This window comes from Rhodohalobacter barkolensis, assembly GCF_002834295.1.
GTDB classification, from domain to species: domain Bacteria; phylum Bacteroidota; class Rhodothermia; order Balneolales; family Balneolaceae; genus Rhodohalobacter; species Rhodohalobacter barkolensis.
On record NZ_PISP01000001.1, the window covers coordinates 194,173 to 216,515 of the forward strand.

Annotated in this window: 17 protein-coding genes; 13 read left to right on the forward strand and 4 right to left on the reverse strand. The window is 41.8% G+C overall.

Annotated elements, in window-relative coordinates; all coding sequences use genetic code 11:
* Positions 1–270 precede the first annotated feature (270 nt).
* From CWD77_RS00740 to CWD77_RS00755, 4 genes are all read left to right on the forward strand, one after another.
* Complete coding sequence (locus CWD77_RS00740) at positions 271–1,665, forward strand: PAS domain-containing sensor histidine kinase (protein WP_101071282.1); 1,395 nt, start codon at positions 271–273, stop codon at positions 1,663–1,665.
* Between the two features lie 38 nt (positions 1,666–1,703).
* Positions 1,704–2,369 (forward strand): response regulator, encoded by a 666-nt coding sequence (locus CWD77_RS00745; protein ID WP_101071283.1) that lies wholly within the window; start codon positions 1,704–1,706, stop codon positions 2,367–2,369.
* Positions 2,370–2,528: 159 nt separating this feature from the next.
* Entirely contained in the window at positions 2,529–2,981 is a 453-nt protein-coding gene (locus CWD77_RS00750; RefSeq protein ID WP_101071284.1) for an Hsp20/alpha crystallin family protein, read from the forward strand.
* A 323-nt stretch (positions 2,982–3,304) separates the two neighbouring features.
* Entirely contained in the window at positions 3,305–3,736 is a 432-nt protein-coding gene (locus CWD77_RS00755) for a DoxX family protein (protein ID WP_101071285.1), read from the forward strand.
* 1,508 nt (positions 3,737–5,244) lie between these two features.
* Here CWD77_RS00755 and CWD77_RS00765 read toward each other — a convergent pair.
* Positions 5,245–6,897 carry a TlpA family protein disulfide reductase gene (locus tag CWD77_RS00765; RefSeq protein WP_101071287.1) on the reverse strand — a complete coding sequence of 551 codons (1,653 nt, stop codon included), beginning with the start codon at positions 6,895–6,897 and terminating at the stop codon, positions 5,245–5,247.
* A gap of 624 nt (positions 6,898–7,521) precedes the next feature.
* On the opposite strand from CWD77_RS00765, the gene CWD77_RS00770 reads away from it, so the two are divergent.
* The gene (locus CWD77_RS00770) at positions 7,522–8,490 is read left to right on the forward strand and encodes a proline iminopeptidase-family hydrolase (RefSeq protein ID WP_101071288.1); all 969 of its coding nucleotides are present in this window, start codon (positions 7,522–7,524) and stop codon (positions 8,488–8,490) included.
* Positions 8,491–8,580: 90 nt separating this feature from the next.
* Complete coding sequence (locus CWD77_RS00775) at positions 8,581–9,582, forward strand: lipoate--protein ligase (protein WP_101071289.1); 1,002 nt, start codon at positions 8,581–8,583, stop codon at positions 9,580–9,582.
* 34 nt (positions 9,583–9,616) lie between these two features.
* Here the strand turns inward: CWD77_RS00775 and CWD77_RS00780 are convergent, their stop codons facing one another.
* Positions 9,617–11,473, reverse strand: a complete 1,857-nt coding sequence (locus tag CWD77_RS00780) for a hypothetical protein (RefSeq protein ID WP_101071290.1) — start codon at positions 11,471–11,473, stop codon at positions 9,617–9,619.
* Positions 11,474–11,645: 172 nt separating this feature from the next.
* On the opposite strand from CWD77_RS00780, the gene CWD77_RS00785 reads away from it, so the two are divergent.
* The 5 genes from CWD77_RS00785 to CWD77_RS00805 all read left to right on the forward strand — a co-directional run bounded on the left by CWD77_RS00785 (position 11,646) and on the right by CWD77_RS00805 (position 16,424).
* Entirely contained in the window at positions 11,646–12,788 is a 1,143-nt protein-coding gene (locus CWD77_RS00785; protein ID WP_165779040.1) for a serine hydrolase domain-containing protein, read from the forward strand.
* A gap of 155 nt (positions 12,789–12,943) precedes the next feature.
* Positions 12,944–13,357, forward strand: coding sequence for a DUF6567 family protein (locus tag CWD77_RS00790; RefSeq protein WP_101072889.1), 414 nt, complete (start codon positions 12,944–12,946; stop codon positions 13,355–13,357).
* A 23-nt stretch (positions 13,358–13,380) separates the two neighbouring features.
* On the forward strand, positions 13,381–14,673 hold the full coding sequence (locus CWD77_RS00795) for a ferredoxin reductase family protein (protein WP_101071292.1): 1,293 nt from the start codon (positions 13,381–13,383) through the stop codon (positions 14,671–14,673).
* A 207-nt stretch (positions 14,674–14,880) separates the two neighbouring features.
* Positions 14,881–15,315 carry a hypothetical protein gene (locus tag CWD77_RS00800; RefSeq protein WP_133120141.1) on the forward strand — a complete coding sequence of 145 codons (435 nt, stop codon included), beginning with the start codon at positions 14,881–14,883 and terminating at the stop codon, positions 15,313–15,315.
* Between the two features lie 2 nt (positions 15,316–15,317).
* On the forward strand, positions 15,318–16,424 hold the full coding sequence (locus CWD77_RS00805) for a DUF6544 family protein (protein ID WP_101071295.1): 1,107 nt from the start codon (positions 15,318–15,320) through the stop codon (positions 16,422–16,424).
* Positions 16,425–16,437: 13 nt separating this feature from the next.
* On the opposite strand, the gene CWD77_RS00810 is transcribed toward CWD77_RS00805, so the two are convergent.
* Entirely contained in the window at positions 16,438–16,989 is a 552-nt protein-coding gene (locus CWD77_RS00810) for a DinB family protein (protein WP_101071297.1), read from the reverse strand.
* Positions 16,990–17,333: 344 nt separating this feature from the next.
* Entirely contained in the window at positions 17,334–17,852 is a 519-nt protein-coding gene (locus tag CWD77_RS00815) for a flavodoxin domain-containing protein (protein ID WP_101071298.1), read from the reverse strand.
* 307 nt (positions 17,853–18,159) lie between these two features.
* Here CWD77_RS00815 and CWD77_RS00820 point away from each other — a divergent pair, with 307 nt between their 5' ends.
* Together CWD77_RS00820 and CWD77_RS00825 are read left to right on the forward strand one after the other, a co-directional pair.
* Positions 18,160–20,883 (forward strand): cation-translocating P-type ATPase, encoded by a 2,724-nt coding sequence (locus CWD77_RS00820; protein ID WP_101071300.1) that lies wholly within the window; start codon positions 18,160–18,162, stop codon positions 20,881–20,883.
* A gap of 54 nt (positions 20,884–20,937) precedes the next feature.
* Positions 20,938–21,879: a calcium/sodium antiporter gene (locus CWD77_RS00825; protein ID WP_206017917.1), complete on the forward strand. Its 942-nt coding sequence runs from the start codon at positions 20,938–20,940 to the stop codon at positions 21,877–21,879.
* Positions 21,880–22,343: the final 464 nt, after the last annotated feature.

Consider the following 22,343-nt stretch of genomic DNA (forward strand, 5'->3'; position numbering starts at 1 on the left):
TTCCCGAATTCTCGGGATCAGAATGACGATTGGGTCATCCTGAACAAAAGTGAAGGATCCATACTCTAAATAGTCTAAACAATGAGATTCATCCCTACCGCTCAGAATAATTTTTAAAGAGAGAATTGAAATCCCCCGTTGGTTTTGTAAGGAAAACCCTTACGCATATGAAAGGTTTAATATTATATGTTGTAAAAATAGTTTTAGTTAGTATTAATAAGTAAAGTGTATTTTTGGTGAAAAGAGATTATTATTTAACCACTTCTGATAATGAATATAGCCCTCGGTCATGATCAGTACCATATTCTGGAGAACATTCTTCATGGAGTTATCATTACAGATGTTCGGGGCCATATTACGTTTTGGAATCCCACCAATGAAAAGCTGTTTAAGTACTCACAAAAAGAGATTATCGGTAAGCCGATCAGTATCCTTTATGGGGATAATGAAAAAATGCCGTTTAAAAAACTTTTAGAAACGTGCATTAAAGAGGGTAGTGTTCATGGGCAGTGGTTTGGCGTACAGAAAAATGGTTTACGTATCTGGCTGGACGTGAGGGCAAAAATTCTGAAAGACAACAACGGGGTTACAGATACATGTGTCATTACGGTATGTAATATCGGGAAACTGAAGTATACTGAGAGAAGGCTGAAGAAGAGAGAAATTATGGCTGATGCCGTTTTTGAAAACAGCAGTGACGCCATTTTGACACTGAACCGAGAGGGTAAGATTTTAAATTGTAATCCGGCTGCAATTAAACTTTTTGGATACAATAAAGAAGAGCTGATTGGAAAAGCGTTAAATGTATTAATGCCATTTCCCTACAGCGAAAGTCAGCAGGGTATGTTTCAGGCGAATATGGTTCCCGGGGAAAGAAAGATCATAGGAATGGATAAAGATATTCAGGGTTTGAAAAAGGACGGTTCCGTTTTCCCCATTGAGTTGTCGCTGACGATGATAGAGCTTGAAAACAGAATAATATTCACAGGGATTATTCGGGATCTATCCTTTCGAAGAAATCTTGAACGGCAGGTTATGGAAATCGGAAATGAGGAGCGTCGCAGAATAGGCCGGGAGCTGCATGATGGATTGGGACAGATGCTTACGGGTATTCGAATGTTGTCGGAGAATCTGGCCAAAAAATTACTGGCAAAGGGAGTTGAGGAGTCTGAGGATGTTGAAGAGATCGCCTCAATGGTGAGGGAAGCAGACGAATATGCAAGAACTTTATCAAGGGGTTTGGTTCAGGTAGATTTGGAGAAAAAGGGCCTGAGTGTTGCACTTCAAAATTTATGCAAACAGATCGCCAAGGTGAGTAAAATCCACTGCGAATATAAAGAAAGTGGTGAAGTGGAGATTGAAGATCATACAATGTCTCTGCATATTTTCCGAATTGTGCAGGAAGCAGTCAATAATGCAGTAAAACACTCCGGCGCGGAAAATATATATGTCCGGCTTTCAAGCAACATTCACCATACTTCAGTTACCATTAATGATGATGGCATGGGTTTTGAACTGAGAGATGAGAATCAGATGGGTTCAGGTATTCAGATTATGAAACATAGAGCGGGAATGATGGGAGGCGTTATCGAAATTGTTCGGACAGACGAAGAATTCACTCAGGTACGATGCATTATTCCCAACGATCTTCAGAAGTTTAATTAAACTATTCAGCATAAGACAAATCGAAAAAAATAAGAGACATGGGGAATTCAATTACTAAGCAGATTTTAATAGTAGACGATCATCCAATGATGAGGAGAGGATTAACTGATACACTTGAATCTGAACCGGGTTTTGAAGTGGTGTTGCAGTTAGAGCGCGCAGAGCAGGTACTGGATGTGATGGATGATTATGAACTCGATTTGATGATTATCGATGTATCACTGCCGGGAATGAATGGTATTGAATTGGTTAAGAATGTGATTTTTCAAAAACCGGATCAAAAAATTCTGGTGATTTCCCGTCATGAGGAATCTCTTTACGCAGAGCGGGCCTTACGAGCCGGAGCAAAGGGGTATATAATGAAATTTGAACCGAGTGATGTGCTTCTCAAAGCTGTTAAAAAAGTAATCGGCGGCGGTATCTATGTGAGCGAGGAGCTCAATGAAAAACTGCTGATGAATGCCATGCACGGAAAAAAAGATCCGGAGGCTTCCACGGTTGATTTATTAAGTGACAGGGAGCTTGAAGTTTTTGAGCTCATTGGGCATGGAAAAAGCAGTACCGAAATTGCCGAGCAGCTTCATCTGGCTGCCAAAACCGTCGAGACTTATCGCTCCAGAATTAAAGAAAAGATGGATTTTAAGAACTCAACAGAGATGATTTTTCATGCCGTGAAGTGGGTGGAAAATGAGAAAATGAGTTGATTACGCCGATGTAAGGTATTTTTGTATCCAACAGGTATCCGTTGTACTACAAATTCTTCCGAAGAGTACTCCAAGAGAGTATATCATTTCTTTGTTTCTTACTTGTACAGAACCACACAAGCAGTGGTAAAAAATTTCAGAAAGACAAGTGAGGAAAAAATGAAAGCGTTAAAGAAAAGAGTGAACGAACCCAGCCCGATTGATATGTTAAGAAGAGAGATGGACCTGTTTTTTGATGACATGGTTCCATTTTCGTGGTCTCGAGGAAATGGTGGAAAAGAATTAGATACATGGACACCAACCGCAGATATATCTGAAGATGAAAATGAATATGTGATTCGAATGGATATTCCAGGTATGGAGAAAAAAGACATCAAGGTCAATTTCCAGGATGGACGAATTACGATAACCGGCGAACGTAAAATGGAAGAGAAAGAGGATGAGAAAGATTTCATTCGAAGAGAGCGATATCGGGGAAGTTTTTACCGATCCTTTACGTTGCCTGAAACCATCAAAGAAGATCAGATTCAAGCCTCTTTCAAAGAGGGTGTTTTGAAACTGATAGTTCCAAAGGGTGAAGTCGTTAAACCAAAGTCCATTAAAATAAACTGATAGCTTAGTTAATCCAGGTGCCGGGAGATGACCCTCCCGGCACTTCTTATTTTTGTGAGGCAGTAAAGAAAAACCACTTCTAGTCAAGTAATCTATTCAAGCATCAGAAAAAACCACTCAGGACTCCCGCTAAATTTTATTAAATCCTGCTCCATTCTTCTCAGTATTGAGTCAACAGTAACCCCTCAAAAAAAAAAGACCATTCGGGCTTAAATGATTGATGCTTAATAGTTTATAATTATCCCAAAAAATATGGGAATCATCCTCTTTTTGTGTAATATTCCAATAGAGAGTTGTTTAAATGTGAACAAAAAGTCTTGAATATGAATAGCAGTATTCTTTCCACAGAACCTCAAAAAACAACCCTTCTTATTCGGTTTATGGTTGGTTTCTATTTTTTGGCCGGGGGTGTTCTTAAGTTTTCCTATCCTGAACTTCAGGAGACCGGTTTTTTTCAAAATCTGGGGTTTATTTCAGCTAACGCAACAGTCACTGTTATCTCTGTCCTCGAAGTGCTGTGCGGATTGATGATTATAGTCGGTTTCTTTACCAGAATTGCAGTCATTCCTTTAATTCTTATAGTCAGCTTTACGGTTTTGATTGGTAAATTTCCAATCCTCTTTGAAGAAGGTTTTTGGCTAATGGCTCACATTTCCAGAATCGATTTCGCGATGTTTCTCGGGTGCGTTTTTCTTTTCATTACAGGGTCTGGGTATTGGTCAGTTGACTGGAAAATGCTGCCTAAGGAAATTTGAAGAACACACCCCTGATCACTTCTTTGGACACTACGTGATTTGTCCCCTCTCGAGACTGTGTCCGCCTCAGGCGTGAGGGTATGATGTGAACCCCAAAGGGGTGGCACAAAAATAGCCCCGTGCGTCAGCGCGGGGGAATGATATATTATCTGATATAGTCGCCGAATAGAGAGAATGGTTTAAAGCTCAAAATAGAATAGAGGCGATAGTGCATCGGAATTAAATTCATATCCCAATCAATTGGTCAGACGACCCGTTTCACATAACGATTGAACTGCGAATGATCGATTGACGAACGACGAACTGTGAATTTTGTATCATTTGACTACGTCGTAATTCAAGATAAAAAGCAACTTCAGTAGTAGATTTAGAAAACCCCGAAGGGGTGAAACAACAATAGCCCCGGGTGGAGTGAAACAGAACCCGGGGTCAAGGATTTCTCAAAAAATTGTCGCCGATCAGAGGAACCGGTTTGGAGCTATAAATAGCATAGAGGCGAAGGTACACCGGAATTATTTTCACGTCCAACTCAAAGAGTCAGGCGACTCGTTGTACAGAGTGACTGAATTGAGAATGATCGATTGACGAACGACGAACTGTGAATTTTGTATCATTTGACTACGTCGTAATTCAAGATAAAAAGCAACTTCAGTAGTAGATTTAGAAAACCCCAAAGGGGTGAAACAACAATAGCCCCGGGTGGAGTGAAACAGAACCCGGGGTCAAGGATTTCTCAAAAAATTGTCGCCGATCAGAGGAACCGGTTTGGAGCTATAAATAGCATAGAGGCGAAGGTACACCGGAATTATTTTCACATCCAATTCAACGGGTCAGGCGACTCGTTGCACAGAGTGACTGAACTGCGAATGACCGATTGACGAACGACGAACTGTGAATTTTGTATCATTTGACTACGTCATAATTCAGGACAAAAAAATTAAATTCAGTAGTAGATTTAGAAAACCCCGAAGGGGTGGAACAACAATAGCCCCGGGTGGAGTGAAACAGAACCCGGGGTTAAGGGTTTTCTTAAATTTTCTCGCCGAAGAGAGAGAATGGTTTGAAGCTCAAAATAGAATAGAGGCGATGCTACGCTACGCCTGAATATTTTATATCCAATTCAAAAGATCAGGCGACCTGCTGCACAGAGTGAATGAACTGTGAATGACCGATGGACGAATGACGAACTGTGAATTTTGTATCATTTGACTACGTCGTAATTCAAGATAAAAAGCAACTTCAGTAGTAGATTTAGAAAACCCCAAAGGGGTGAAATAACAATAGCCCCGGGTGGAGTGAAACAGAACCCGGGGTCAAGGATTTCTCAAAAAATTGTCGCCGATCAGAGGAACCGGTTTGGAGCTATAAATAGCATAGAGGCGAAGGTACACCGGAATTATTTTCACGTTCAAATCAACGAGTCAGGCGACTCGTTGCACAGAGTGATTGAATTGAAAATGATCGATGGTCGAACAAAGAATAAGGTCAACTTCCGATCTACAGAGTAATTACTTTAGGTAGCTTTCAATAATTTCAGCCAGTTGATTTGATTTTAGTTCAGCCTGATCATGGTTCAAAACATTTCGATCGGGGCCTAAAAGAATGTAGTAGGGTACACCGGATACACCCATTTCTGTGACTTTAGCACTGCTTCTTGACTCAATTCCATGAACCCACGGCATATCCCATTCATTACGAAATGATTGAACAAATTCAGCTTCATCATCCAGGGAAATACTTACAATCGTAAAGCTGCTATCTGAATACTGTTCCTGAAGTTCATGGAGTTTTGGCATAGATGCAATACATGGGCCGCACCATGTTGCCCAGAAATCAAGCAGCAGATAATCTTCCTCCAGCTCATGTAGATTAAATGTACCGGAACCATCCAATCGATCAAACTCATCGAAGGGTAATGATTGACCTTCTGAAATAGGTTGCTCCGGAGCATAGTTTTCATAAGCATAGCTCACGGTGTAGTGATCCGGATACTTAGATACCAATTCAAAAAATGCCGCATGCCACTTCTCCTCATTTTCTCTATCATGATATTCTTGTACAAGCTGATATAGTGCTTCTCCCTTGAGCAGTTCAAAAGGACTTTTTTCAGCAATTGAACTCAGATATGACTCTGTCTCTTCAAATGAATATTTGTTGCTCATATCTGATACAGCCTCGTAGCTTAGCATCCAAAGGGGAGAGTCGGCTTCAAGTTTTTCAAACAGATTTATATTTCCGATTTCTGAGGAACCCAATTCTCTACTGAATCGATATTTTACGAGCTCTGCAGCAAGAGATATGGTAGGGGTACTATACAGCTGTTCAATATCCTGAATATCACTTAGATAATCTGAATAATCGTGCTCCAATGGTGGTCTATTTCCGGCAGCCAATTGTAGTTGATTCTCTTTCAATCGATTTAAAAATTCATCAATGCTTCGCGAATACAATCTGGCAATGCCTTCCAATTCTTCATTACCGGAAATGGAAAGAGAGTATTCACCCAGTTCAGCTTTGTAAACCGATGGATCAAAAGTTACAGTAACACTCTCCTTTCCATCCGGTTTAATGATTTCGGTGAGGAAATTTTGATCAAATCCCCGGGCAGATTCGTTGATCACAATCTCTCCATCCGTGCCGGGTACTTTTTCCAGCAGATGGACACCACTGATTATGTATCGAACCGTATCGAGATCTGTATCGATGGTTGCTTCCCACAAACCATCTGAGTTCTGCTCCATTGCAATTGCCGATCGACCATCAAAGTTGTTGAAATTTCCCCGAACCGCAGGATTCAGATCCGGAGTAGGAGCTGAGGGACTTAACTCAACATTAATTTCTGCAGACTCAAATCCGGCATTTAGAAACGTATAAACCGGGCGATGACCCGGTGCGGCGAATTTAAGAATGTGTGGCTCCATATTGGAAATTTCAACTTCGACAGGACTTCCATTTTTGGCAGTTACAGATTGTTCAGGTGCTGCCAGCCACTCATCATTAACGTCAATAACCTGAACCCCGGTTATGGGAAGAGGTGAATTTTCTGCACCGGTTATCGAAACAGAAACGTTAGTTGAAGTTCCATTTTCCGAGTTTGAACAGCCGGCAATGAGCTGAATAATCAGAATCAGAGGTAGCAGTGAAATTTTATATGATCTCATACAGAAGAATTTTGCATCGGTTTGATTTCTTAAATAACAAAAAATCAACTAGATCGAAATGATTTTTTATAAACCCACCCCGGCTCCTTCCTTAACTTTGTACTGCCTGACATTTTATAGGGCGAATTTCAGAAACAGTTTTTTGGGTAATTGAATCAAATAGAAGAATAACATGAATTTCATGGAACACACCCCTGATCACTTCTTTGGACACTACGTGATTTGTCCCCTCTCGAGACTGTGTCCGCCTCAGGCGTGAGGGTATTATGTGAACCCCAAAGGGGTGGCACAAAAATAGCCCCGTGCGTCAGCGCGGGGGAATGATATATTATCTGATATAGTCGCCGAATAGAGAGAATGGTTTAAAGCTCAAAATAGAATAGAGGCGATGCTACGCTACGCCTGAATATTTTATATCCAATTCAAAAGATCAGGCGACCTGCTGCACAGAGTGAATGAACTGTGAATGACCGATGGACGAACGTCGAACAGTGAATTTGGCATGGATTCATAAATACATCACTTTTATTCAAAATCCATATAATATAAACGTGCATTTAATTTCAGGTTATAGTTAATTGATGTACATAGGCCAACGTTAATATCAACTCCATCAAAAATACCATGACTCAAAAAAACAACTATTTAGATTATTCAGGATCCGAGGATCAATTCACGGGCGGCATCAACATGATTCCAATTTCAACTCCAAAAGGGGAATTCAACGTTTGGACCAAACGAGTGGGAAATAATCCCAGAATCAGGGTTCTGCTTCTTCATGGTGGTCCCGGAGCTACGCATGAACTCTATGAGTGCTTTGATGGATATTTTCCTTATGAGGGAATTGAATATATCTACTACGATCAGCTTGGATCTTATTATAGTGATCAACCAAGCGGTAACGAACTGTGGACGATAGAGCGTTTTGTAGACGAGGTGGAGCAGGTCCGGAAAACATTGGGTCTGAATCGTGATAATTTCTTTCTGATGGGACAGTCATGGGGTGGTATTCTGGCCATGGAGTATGCGTTTGCGCATCAGGAGAATTTAAAAGGGTTGATCATATCCAATATGATGTCTGATGTGAAAGCCTATAACAAATATGCGAAAGAGGTTTTGGGTCCGCAGATGCCGAAAGAGGTGCTTGACGAGGTGTTGGAGATGGAGGAGAATGAGGATTTCGAAAATCCACGATATGAAGAGCTGCTGATGAAACATCACTATACGGAACATGTACTCCGAATGCCGCTGGAAAAATGGCCAAACTCCATCACACGAACATTTGATCATCTGAATCCGGAAGTGTACGTCTACATGCAGGGACCGAGTGAGTTTGGAATCATCGAAAAAGCCACGCTTAACGACTGGGACCGCTCTGGGGATCTGGATAAGATCAAGGTCCCGACGCTGACGATTGGTGGCGCCTACGATACGATGGATCCCAAACACATGGAGTGGATGGCGGGTGAAATGCAAAAAGGCAGATATTTGCATTGCCCGAACGGAAGTCATCTTTCCCAGTATGATGATCAGAAAACATATATCGAGGGAGTTGTGAAATTTTTGAAAGATGTGGATGAAGGGCAGTTTTGATGTGAAATTTTGAATGTTGATTTCTTCATATTCGTTAAACATCACAGCGGTATTATTCACAAAATTTTCAAGCTAAGCTTAATCGTCTATATGATTTTTATCGAGAATGAAGGGATCACCGATCCCCGTATCAACCTTGCTCTTGAAGAGTATGCTCTTCGAAATTTTGGTGAGAGTGAGGACTATCTGCTATTCTACATCAACGGGCCTTCTATCATCATCGGGCGGAATCAGAACACCCTGGAGGAGATCAACGATGAGTATGTGAGGAAAAATGGAATCCATGTGGTTCGCCGGATGTCGGGTGGCGGAGCGGTTTACCACGATCACGGGAACCTGAATTTTAGTTTTATCACCAACTACAAGAAAGAGAATCTCCATAACTTTAAAAAGTTTACAAAACCGGTGATCCATGTTCTGAAGGAGATGGGTGTGGATGCTGAAATGAGCGGCCGGAATGACATTCTTGCCGAAGGACGAAAAATCTCCGGTAATGCTCAGTTTTCGACCGGAAAGAGAATGTTCAGTCATGGCACACTTTTGTTTAACAGTGACCTGGAGGAGGTGACCCGTGCTCTGGATGTGAAAATGAGCAAGATCGAATCGAAAGGACACAAGTCGGTTCGCAGCCGTGTGGCCAATATCAGTGAGTTTTTGAATGAAGAGCTGAGTGTCTCCGAATTCAGGCAGAGTCTGCTGGACGGACTCTATAGAGAACGAGACCATTTTGAAACGTATCACCTTACAGACGATGAGTGGAAAGCCGTTCAAGACCTAAGGGATGAGAAGTACGGAAACTGGGACTGGAATTTTGGCCGATCACCGGAGTTCAATATCCAGCGAACTAAACGTTTCACGGTGGGTGAGATAGACCTTCGCCTGGATGTCGAAAAGGGGCATATCAAAAATCTGAAAATCTACGGCGACTTCTTCGGAAAAGAGCCGGTTGATGAGATTGAGAAAATTCTCAAAGATGTACGGTATGAACCGTCAGATATAGAGATTGCACTCAATGGAATTGATGTGACAGAATATTTTGGTGATGTTGAGAAAGCGGAATTTCTGGAGCTTGTCTATGGTGATGATGAATAGCGGGTTGTAATTTTGACTCCAGATTCAGGAACAGTTACTTAAGCGCACTTGCTTTCTTTTTGATGGATTGAAGACTTTTCTGCCAGGCCGGTTTAGGTACAGGGACAACAGGTGGAAGCTCATTCAGTGGATTACTATTTGAGACATTTCTGCCTCCTTTTTTTGCCAGTCTTTCAAGAGATTTTCTGGGTGCATGATAGTTGTAGTTGAAAAACTCAACTGCATGATCAGATAAATCTACCTGGTACTGATAGACAAGTGTTTCTGCCAGACGGATCGCTGCCGTGCTCAGTCCGTTATCCACCTCTTTAGCCATCTTCTCTCCGAGCTCCTGTTTTTGCAGGGCACTCATATCCGGTGAGATTCCACCCAGGTAGATCGCTTTTGTGGCATTGATGTTTCTCTGAATTTCCGGTTTCGACAAACTGATATGAGGTTCCAATGCAACGGCAATCTCAATTGCAAGTCGCCTGGCCGCCATTGCACCCCGATTATTAAAAGAAGAGAATAGGGAGTAGCTCCTGTTCTTTAAATCCTCTTTTTTAAAATACCAGGATAGATGACGGCAAACTTCCAGTACCGCTTCTTCACTTAGAGAAATGACATTTTCATTAATGCGAATACCTTTTCTTCCCGATTCAATTTTTATACCGGTAGTTGTTTTTTCTATTTTTGTCTTTAGTTTACTCCACTCTTCGGATGCTTTTAGCAACTCTTTGTGTTGTTTTAAGGAGTCTCTGGATCCATCGTGTGCCATTTTGTAGAGCTCAATACAGGTATCCATAATGGCTGCCGTTCTCTCAATCTCACCGGGCGACATCTTATTTATTTTCACTTTTCGAGCAGTTTGTAACGAGATGTGATCTAAAATTTTTGAAATTTTTTCAATCAACGGGTTGATTTCGATCCCATCAGGAAGTTCATCGGCTTCTGCGAATCCGGTCTCTACCAGGTAGGCTGAAAGTGCTCTCATCCGGTTTCCAACCCTGGCCTGTGTCACCCGAAATTTACTTCGCCTCTTTTCCAGTTGATCCAGAGCTTTGGCATATTTCCATTTTCCGGAATAACTGAAAGTGAGTGTTGGAATCTCCCGACCGTTAATCAGTTCAAAAGCGAGAATCATCATCTCTTCCACGTCACGAAAAGTCATCAGATACGGATTGTTGTTCTCGATGGCTGCCATTACTCGTTGCAGGAACTGTTTTTCCCTGGGCACACCATATTTTAATTTCCCGGCTGTATTTCCTGTAAACCACCGCTTTAATTCACCGGCAGCATAAGGCGATGAAATTTCCAGTTTCTCGATAGTTTCGTATATGAGTTCTTTATGATCGCTGTACAGGTCTCTTACGCGGGTTTGCAGGCCAATTCTTCGGTAGGCATGGATCTGGCCCATCACTTCCCCAATTTTCCGGTTCCCGGTTAAGTCAGTAAATGCAACACTTACGCCATATGGAGTTAGGTCCACTCTGCGTAGAAGCTGAAGAGCCGCCTCCCGTTTTCTGGCATCCTCTTCATACGTCTCAACAATTTTATCGCGGGCAATCAAAATGAGATCACCGAGTTTGTCAGTCACGCTCAGGATGTCGCGCTTGCTTCTCTCTTCGAGGTGACCGCGTGTACCGTCTTTCACCACCTTCGCAACTAATCCAACCAAACCGGAAAAAACGGTGAACATCACAAAGTAGATCAGCAGTTCGGTTGATGGCATGGTACCATATCCGATGTAATACCCGCCAATTAACCCGATCGTTGTTACAGGCCCGGCCGTCCAGAAAATCTGCATGAGTGCGCTCGACCACTTAACTTTATTCAAGCTTCGTTTCAGTCGACGAGTGTGCTCGTTTGATTCGCGGTTTAGGGTAATTTTTTTCTCTTCAGATGCAGGCAATGGAAGTAGGTCAATTTTTAATGGTAAAATGTATTGAAAGATACGAGATTATAAATCATCGTTCTCCAAATCGGCTGATAGTGTAATAAAATTAAAATGTTTCGCTGATCGAAATGTAATTGATAAAAGAACGGAATGAATTTTCAACGTTAATGAAATGGGGAGTTTTGAAATGAAATCAGGAAAAATTATATCGTTGTTGGTTATTACTGTTTTACTTTTGCAGGCTTGTGGCAGCGTAAGTAATCCCGATACTGCGGTTAATCGCTTAGAAGAACAGTCACTGTTTTCAACTGAACAAACGGATTCCATTGCGTCAGTATTGAGTAAATTTCCAGATGGAACTCAGTTTTCGATAGCGGTTGTACAGGATACATCGGCAAGCTTTTATGGGGCACAAAGAGATAGTGATCAGCTTGTCAATGTAGATAACAGTGAACAAGTGTTCGAAATAGGATCCATTTCAAAAGTGTTTACATCAACGCTACTGGCACACGCCATTATGGATGGACTGGTTGAGCCTGATCGCCCGGTTACCGACTATCTTGACTTTTCAATCCATGAGAATCCGCAATTTACCTGGATGCAGCTATCCAATCATACATCAGGTTTACCGAGACTTCCCGGCGGATATTTCTTCAACTTTTTGATGAATATGAATAATCCGTACAAGAATTTTGACGAAGAAGAAATTCTTGATTTTCTTCAGAATCGACTGGAAATGAATACAGAGCCGGGTGAAGAGCATCTTTACTCTAATTTAGGTGCAGGAGTACTGGGGCTGTTTTTGGGTTTGATTGAGGAGAAGAGCTATGAAGAACTGCTTCAGGAAAAAGTGTTTGGTCCGCTTGAGATGGGGAGTTCAACTACGATACGAAGTAAGATTGAAGAACAACTGGTTCAGGGGCGAACAAAGCGTGGAGGCATCGCAAAAAATTGGGACCTTGCAGCGTTGGCCGGAGCCGGAGGGATACTATCAACTACAAGCGATCTATCCCGTTTTATGATGAAAAATTTTGATACTGAAGATGAGGTACTGGCGTATCAAAAAGAACCTACATACCGTGTTAGCGAATCAACGGAGATGGCAATGGGATGGTTTATCCTAACCCGGGATTCAGGACAAAAATGGTATTGGCACAACGGAGGTACCGGAGGCTATCGAACGTCTATGGTTTTCAGTCCTGAGCACAACGTCGGAGTCATTCTTTTGTCTAATATTTCGGCCGGGCATCAACACGCCGAAGAGATTGACAGATTGAGTTTTCTGTTGATGAATCACTATGCGTCTGTAGAAATTTTGGAAGAAAGTTGAACACGGTATTTTATGCGAAATTATTTACAGCTATACTCGATAAAATTCTATTTTGTAATGAATTACGTATAGGTAAATCAGAAATTCCCCTATTCCATTAAATTTTGTAAACGTGTATCGTGAAAGATACATCTAACAACTCAATCGGGGGAAAAATGAAAAACAGTTTTTCAATACTCTTTATATTAGCGGCTCTCATCTTTTCAGGTTGTACAAGTACCGGGGCATTTCTTTCAGCGAATCAAACCATAGTCAATTTAGAGGAAGGAAACTATACCATTGCGGCTACAAATGTGATGGGTGAATCTGAAGCCGGCTATGTTCTCGGACTAAGTTATTCCACGGGATTGACTGCTGCGACATTGGCAATTGCAAGAGTTGAGGGAACAGGTATGCTGTATGCTGAAGCACTTGAAAACCTTTGGACCAACTTTGAACTGTCAGGAGAGGATGTAGAAGGTCAAACATTAGCTCTGACAAACGTCAGATATGATTCTGATATCCTGAATCTGATTGTTTACACAAAGGTGAAAGTAACCGTAAGAGCGGATGTAGTGAGATTTGATTGAAGAAATATAAAAACTGAAAAATAATGAAAAGAGAGATGGGACCCTGGCTATTCTGGGGCACCGCGCTACTTGTAATCCCTCTTTGGATGATCTCCTTTCCCGAGTCTACCATACGGCAAAACCTCAAGCCTTTCTTTGTGTACGGAAGCCAGGTTACGGCATGGACCGGATTTGCACTTTTCGCTCTCACATTTGTGCTGTCAGCTCGATTGAAATGGCTGGAAGACTATTTCGGAGGGCTTGATAAGATGTATCATCTCCATCACTCCATGGGTAAAATCGCAGTTCTGCTGTTGTTGATACATCCCATCATGCTGGCTTTTCGCTGGGTGCCGGAGGATACCGGTCGGTTAATTTGGTATCTGTTCCCCGTTCACAATCGTTTTGAGATTAACATTGGAAGCTGGGCATTGTGGGGTCTGATCCTACTGATGATTTTTACACTTCTGATTAAGCTGCCCTATGACAAATGGAAAATTTCACACAAGTTCATGGGACTCTTTTTTATTCTGGGTGTGATTCATATCTATTTCCTGGGTCTATCCTTGAGTACCAACCCCGCTTTGGTGATCTATCTCTCCGTTCTTTCTGTGATGGGGATAACAGCCTGGGTCTACAAGTCAGTTGTTTTTGATTTCGTTGTGAAGAAATCTCGTTTCCGGGTGGCGAAAGTTGAGCGCCTGAATGACAAAGTTATTGAGATCGTGTTAAAACCGATAGATGAAGTACTGAGCTATACACCGGGCCAGTTCTATTTTTTTAGTTTTCATGCTGAAGGCATTTCCCACGAGTCGCACCCATATACGGTGTGTGATATGACAAAAGAGGGTGAAATAACCATTTTGGTGAAAGCACTGGGTGATTATACAAAACAGCTTCACAGGGAATTAAAAACCGGAGCAACGGCTTTGCTTGAAGGCCCATACGGACGATTTGATTATCAGAATGGAAAACCCAATCAGGTTTGGATTGGCGGAGGGGTGGGGATTGCCCCGTTTATTAGCTGGGCCAACGATCTGAAACGACAGAATAAATCTGATTTAAATGTCGATCTGTATTACTGTGTGAACACCGAAAAAGAGGCGACCCATCTTCCGCTATTCAGGGAGCTGGAAAATCAGATGGAAACGTTCAGGGTGCACCTGCTCAGAGCCGATATAGAAGGATTTTTTAAACCCGAAGTAATTCAAAGCATAAGTGAAAAGGATTTTTTTATATGCGGCCCAGGGGATATGATAAAAGCTTTACTTCCGAAATTAATAAAGCTGGGAGTTCCAAAGAGATCCATTCACTTTGAGGACTTCGATTTTTCCTGATAAACGGGGTTTGAATGACGAATAAAAAATGAAAAACTTCCCCTTTAAAAAAGGGAATTGAGAGGAATGATTCTCTAAATGTGAAAAAAAGTTGTTAAACACCCCTCTGTATCTCCCTTTGGTAGGGGAGCCTTTTTAGTAGGAATTTTAAATCGATGATTAACAGAACGAAAGTTGGTAACTATTTACATGTAAACATAACCAGTCATGAATAATCAAAAATCTTACAGTTTATACATTCTTATGGTGCTGATCCTTTTCCAGGGAATCAGCGGACTTTTTGGTGGCACCGCATTAGTGATTGACCCGACCGGTGAACTGCTTCAGATGCCGCTTTCCATGCTTGAGGGGTCACCGTTCAGAGATTTTAGAATACCCGGAATCATTCTACTCACAATCCTGGGGATCATTCCAACCATTGTTTTTTACGGATTGTGGAAACGCTCGAGCTGGGCATGGATGGGAGCGTTGACGGTAAGTGCTGCACTCATCATCTGGATTGGTGTTGAAATATGGATGGTTGGGTATCATTCTGAGCCGCCACTTCAGCTTGTTTACGGACTGCTTGGTTTGATTCTGCTTTTGCTGACACTGCTTCCATCCGTCCGGCACAATTTTCAAGAACCATCAAAACGGGAATAGCCATGCTCAAAATTCTTTTCTACTTCATTGTTGTCGTGCACGGACTGATCCACCTGTTAGGTTTCTTCAAGGCGTTTGATATTGGAAATATAACCCAGTTAACCACTTCAATATCCAAGCCAATAGGTATTCTATGGCTGGTTGCATCTGTATTGATTCTACTCACAGTGTTGATGAACCTTATGAATTATCGGTACTGGTCGGTTATCGCTATCATTGCTTTGGTACTGTCCCAGATCGTGATTTTCACGGCATGGGGAGACGCAAAATTCGGTACCATCGCCAACCTGATCATACTGTTGGTGGCTTTGCCGGCTTTGGGGGATAGGATGTTCAGTGACAGGGTGATGAAAGAACAACGAAATCTCTTGGAGCACGTTTCAAACCCTTCTGACAGAGTGATGCAGGTAGAGGATTTTCAGCATTTACCTGAGGTCGTTCAAACATGGTTGAAGAATTCCGGAGTAGCGGGTAAACCTGATGTGACGTTTGTACGGCTCAAACAATCCGGTGAAATGAAAACTGAACCGGAAGGCAGTTGGATGGATTTTTCTGCCATTCAATATTTTGATGTAAAGAACACCTCCTTTAACTGGAAAGTAGATGTGAAGATGATGCCGCTGGTCACTTTAACCGGTCGCGATAAGCTGCAAAACGGACAGGGAAAAATGCTGATAAAGCTTTTATCCCTGGTGAATGTGGTAAATGAAAAAGGCAGTGAGCAGATCAACACGGGCAGTCTGACCCGATTTTTGGGTGAAATCTGCTGGTTTCCATCAGCTGCACTCAATGAAAATATTACATGGGAGGAGATCGACGAAACCTCGGCTAAAGCCACGCTGACTACAGAGGATCAACAAGTTTCAGGGATCTTCAGGTTTGGAAAAAATGGCGAAATGAAGTTGTTTGAAGCCGATCGCTACTATGGGGGAGCAGAGGATGCAGAAATGCAAAAGTGGGTGGTTGAAGCTGAAGAGTATAAAACATTCAGCGGCTATCGAATACCCAACAGGCTATCCGTAACCTGGAAACTGCCGGATGGAGATTTTACCTGGCTGAAACTTGAGATTACGGATCTGGACGTGAACGGGCTTGCTTTGTATAACTGATCCGTTTACAGGCTTAATTCACTTCATTAGAAGGAAAAGAAGAATGCGCCATGATCCGATCGATCTGCTTTTGGTGATGAGCAACGTGATCTTCCATAAATTCAATAGCCTGTTTGATATTAAGCATGCCGGCTCTGGGATGTTTATAGAGTGCCTTGGAGAGCATCTTGCCGTCACTGTTCAAAATCATCTCCTGATACTCATTTCTTATATCATCCCACTCGAGAATCATCTGCTTTAAATCGGGATACTCTTCCTTGACTTCCGCAATTTTTGGAGCTTTAAATTTAATTGGCAGCAGAAGGGCAATCTTTAAAATAAATGAGCGAAATCGGGAACCAGTCCCGGCTTTCGGTGTATTTTCAGGATTGTTGATTTTGCGCTGAATATTAATCAGAGACTGTTTTTCTGCGATAACCAGGTGACGCATAACTTGCAGTAAATTCCATGACTCTTCATCTGGGTTGAATCGTAGTTGTTCAACAGATAACGACCGATAGAGTGAAAATAAATTCAACCGCTGCTTTTCAAGTCTTTCAAATGCCTTTTCGGTTTTTCTTTTCATAATGATTTGTTCATGGAGATTTCAGAGAGCTCTTTACAAGTTTGCCAGACATTCTCAGTTACTTGTTTGTCCAATACATAAGCGGGAAATACTGATGCTCCACTGCCTGCTTAAGATCTGTTATAATACCATTATTTACCTTTGCCGGCACCATTACTTCTTTCCGATGATTAAAGTGTAAGTCGGTTTAGGAAAAGTTCTTTTCAACCCGAATTTAAACATATTCGAGACCTTTTCTCATGTTTTGAAACTCATAATAAGAATGCTTCTCATGGGTAAACATTCAGACTGCAGCTTAAACAGTACATCCTACTTTAAATGATGTTTCGGTCAGCAGAGAAACTTTACATCACTTGACTTATAACACTCTTTAACTGATCCCAATCCGTATAGACATGATCTTTAGAGGTATCGGTGTCGCCTCCGGCCTTTTTTGAAATCATTCGCATAATAAACTTCTTCAGATAATCATACTTGGTATAAAGCAGAGCCCCGGCTGTGTATTCAACATGTTTAGGATTCCACCCGGTGCCTAATAGAAAATCTTCGGTCTGCTGCTTCAGTTCTTTCCACGATTCAGGTTCATCAGCTGCAGCTGTAAGGCTTACGGATACAAAAACAGAATTCATCTGATTCAGTGTTTTATGATGCTCCTGAACAAAATGTTGTATGGAAGTCTGATATTTACCGCCATGAATGGATCCCGCAATGATGACTGCATCAAACTCTGCAGGAGACGGCGGTTTAACTGTGGCGTCGAACAAACCTACGGTAACTCCCTTATTTTCTGCTTCTTTCTCAAGAAATTCAGCAATAGACCGGGTATGGCCTTCGGTTGTAGCGTAAACAATCATCAGCTTCATAAATCCCCCTTTATAATTTTGATTAATACCTCAATCTATGTAGAAATAGATCAATGCTGGATCAGTCTGACCATGGTTCATTTTTAGTAAAACCCCTATCAAAAATGTAATGATTTACCTGATTTTCAGGAATAGTGGTAAAACTTAGAATAGATCAGCGACATTACAGGTTTTGATATAAGGATTAACATTACATTGAGTTAGGATAAATACTGATTACAGTTCACTATTATTTTGGATAAGTTTAATAAAGTGAGGGTATTCTGCAGATTGAAGAGAAGATAACTATTGCTAAATCAGGAGTCTTATGTCGGATCAGCAACAACCGTTGACAGGTTCTATTCAAACCGATAAGTCGTGGTTCAATTTATCAAAGGATGAACTGTATAGGACGGTCGAAACATCATCACAAAAAGGGTTGACACAGGAAGAGTCTGTAAAACGTCTGCAGATTTTTGGTCCAAATGAAATTGAAACTCAGCAGGGCATGACCCGTTTGCAGATTTTGATGCATCAGTTTAAAGACCCACTTATCTACATATTGATAGCCGCCGCGTTTGTCACACTCATTCTTCAGGATTACACAGATTCTGCTGTGATCACCATTGTTGTACTTCTCAACGCGGTGATTGGTTACTTTCAAGAATCAAAAGCCCAAAGTGCAATTCATGCACTTTCAAAATTGGCGGCACCTAAAGCGCATGTCATAAGAGACGGACGTGAAATGGAAATTCCGGGCAAAGATCTGGTTCCGGGTGATGTTGTACTGCTTACTTCGGGCGGACGAGTAGCAGCGGATATGAGAATTATTCATTCCAATGGGCTGGAGGTGAATGAATCTGCTCTGACGGGAGAATCGATGATTACCCGTAAACACAGTGATGTGATTGACGTAGAAAATGCGGTTCCCGGAGATCAGAAGAATATGGCATTTGCAGGTACAATTGTTGCACAGGGACGTGCCAGGGCAGTAGTGGTCCGAACGGGAAAGTCGACCGAACTGGGGAAGATTGCTGAATCAGTCAAAGACATTGGAATTACCAAAACTCCATTGCAGATAAAGGTGGACAAACTGGGTCATATGATTGGTTATGTGATTGTTGGTTTTGCCATTTTGATTGCTATGATCGGGATATGGCATCAAATGAGTCCGACAGACATATTCATTACTGTCGTGGCTATGGCCGTTTCAGCTATTCCCGAGGGTTTGCCGGTCGTTTTAACAGTTACCCTGGCAATCGGTGTAAGAAGGATGGCAAATCGGCAGGCTATTATTCGTTCATTGCCGGCAGTAGAAACACTCGGAAGTACAACGGTTATCGGTTCGGATAAAACCGGTACGCTCACTAAAAACCAGATGACTGTCCGAAAAATATGGTCTGACCAGAAATTCTATTCTACATCGGAAGCAGGGTATAAATTGGAAGGTGGTGTTTATGATGGGGATATTAAATGGGAAACAGATGAACAATCCGGTCTTTACCAGACACTTCTTGCCGGGACTTTATCCAACGAAGCTAACGTGGCTTCACTTAAATTGGGTGAGCCACAAGGTGACCCAACTGAAATTGCTCTTCATGTTTCAGCTTTCAAAGGAGGAATAGAATTAAGCTCAATCAGAGACCAGATTACTGAACTGGACCTTTTCCCATTTGAACCGGAACGACAGTTCATGGCGACCTTGAATCAGAAAGGGGCAAAAAGGCAGATTAATATGAAGGGTTCGCCTGAAGCGATTTTATCCAGATGTACACATCAACTTGTAGATGGTGAAATTCTGGATCTGGATCATGAAAGTGTTCGGGATGCTGCAGCAAAAATGGCCGGTGAGGGACTTCGGGTTTTGGCAATGGCATATAAAGACACAAATATTGATCGGTTTGATGGATTGTCGGAACTGGAGACCGGGTTGATTTTTACGGGCCTGCAGGGGATGGAGGATCCGATTCGCCCCGAAGCTTTGGAATCGATCCGGATTTCTCAAAAAGCCGGCATCCGGGTTATTATGATTACCGGAGACCATATCCAAACCGCAATAGCCATTGGTCGTCAGCTGGGTTTGGATCCTGAGGAACATGGCGCTCTGGAAGGGAAAATGCTCGACCAAATGTCGGATGAAGAGCTTGATTTTAAATTGAGGGATATTAACATATTTGCAAGAGTAACACCCCAGCATAAATTTCGCATTGTAGAACGGCTTAAGAGTTTTGGTCATATAGTAGCTGTTACGGGAGATGGAGTAAATGATGCCCCGGCACTTCGTGCGGCACATCTGGGTGTTGCAATGGGAAAAAGTGGAACTGATGTGGCCAGGGAAGCGTCTGATATGGTACTTTCTGATGACAACTTTTCGACGATTACCGCAGCCATCGAGGAAGGGAGAATTGTTTTCTCAAACATCAGAAAAGTCACGTTCTTTTTACTGTCTACAGCAGTGGGAGAAGTGATTGTGATTTTGACAGCTGTTATCATGAATTGGCCTCTGCCTTTTGTAGCGGTTCAGATTTTATGGATTAACCTTGTTACCAATGGCTTGCAGGATGTTGCACTTGCTTTTGAACCCGGAGAACCGGGAATTTTAAAAAGGAAACCGCGACCGGTTAAAGAGGGCATATTAAGTGGTCGGCTAATTGAAAGGCTGGGTGGCGTGGGGATTGTTCTTGCAGTGGGTACACTTGGAATATTTTGGTGGGCAATGGAGAATACAGGCGGTGACGTTGATATGGCTCGTACTGTGGCTATGACTCAAATGGTGATTTTTCAGTTTTTCCATGTCATTAACTGCCGTTCACTCGACAGAAGTATTTTCAAAGTCAATTTCTTCTCGAATAAGTTTCTGTTTGTGAGTATGGCAGCCGCTATGCTGGCCCATCTTGCCGTTCTTCATATTGGCTTCTTACAATCGGTATTCAGAACAGTACCCCTGAATGTTGAACAGTGGATAATGATTGTTTCTATAGGTTCATTAGTCATTATTGGAGGTGAAATCGATAAAATTGTAAATCGATGGAGAAAGAGTTTTATTGGCTGATGAAATAGTCTGATAATTTAAATCAGACCTCACCACAAAAAATGAATAATACGTTTGGAACTACTTCTTTTTATTCTGGGCTTGGTTTTTTTGATTTTCGGAGCTGAAATTCTTGTTAATGGAGCTTCAAAAATTGCCGCCACAGTTGGACTTTCTCCACTTATTATTGGTTTAACGGTTGTAGCTTTTGGCACCAGCTCACCCGAATTGTCCGTCAGCCTCAAATCTCTCTTATCGGGGCAGGTTGATGTAGCTGCAGGAAATGTTATTGGCAGTAATATTTTTAATGTGCTGTTTATTTTGGGATTATCAGCTTTGATCACTCCACTTATTATTACTCAAAAGCTGATACGATTTGATGTTCCGATCATGGTAATTCTATCGGTTGCAGTTTGGCTGTTCTCACTAAACGGATCTATTTCTCAACTTGAAGGAGGAATCCTTTTTATAGCTCTTTTGATCTATATTTTTATTCTGATTTACAAAGGGAAAAAAGATCAAACTGAAGATACATCAGACTACTCAGAGGGTGGTTCACGTTTCAAACTGTTGTTGAAAAATGGAATCTTTGTAATTCTTGGGCTGGTACTATTGGTGTATGGTTCAAGATGGTTTGTGGACGGAGCTGTTACTTTAGCACGACACTTTGGAGTGAGTGAGCTGGTTATTGGGTTGACTATCGTTGCCATGGGTACCTCACTTCCGGAAGTATTTACATCAGCGGTTGCTGCATTTCGCGGGGAACGGGATATTGCCGTTGGGAATGTGGTGGGCAGCAATATCTTTAATTTATTGGGTGTATTGGGAATGACCGGTTTGCTGTCTAAAACGGGAATGATTGTGAATTCTTCTGCAATTTCATTTGATATACCGGTGATGATTTTTGCAGCCCTGCTCTGTTTGCCCATTTTCTTTTCAGGAAAAATCATTTCACGTAAAGAGGGCGGAGTCATGTTGGGTTTATATGTTCTGTATATTGTCTATCTGATCTACTGAAAAGGCTGCATATTTTAATTAGAATAGGTAGACATAAAAAAAGCCTGTTAACCATGGGTATGATTAACAGGCTACTCTCTCTTAATTGGATCGAAGTCAACAATTTCCTTACGGCCCGTATGATCGGGTTTCAAGTTCGAAGGGTACTTTCTCAGTCCTGATGGTCTCAGGGCACCCCTAACTGTTGACCTCGAGTTTCTTACCGAACCTCTCTTTTCTCTCTGGCTGATCTTGGTTCTCTCGTTTGCTCAACATTAACAACAAATTCAGACCGGGGCACAATCAAACATTTCTTTTGATCAAGATGCATTGATTAATCAGCGGACTATTTTCTGATAGATTCAACCTGCCACCGTAGTGACTGATTAAATTGTGCCCTAAATCTGTTTACTCTCATTAGCTCAAAGAACTCACTTATAGTATAAACACTTAGGTTATATTGCCATGTAAGAAATGGGAACAAC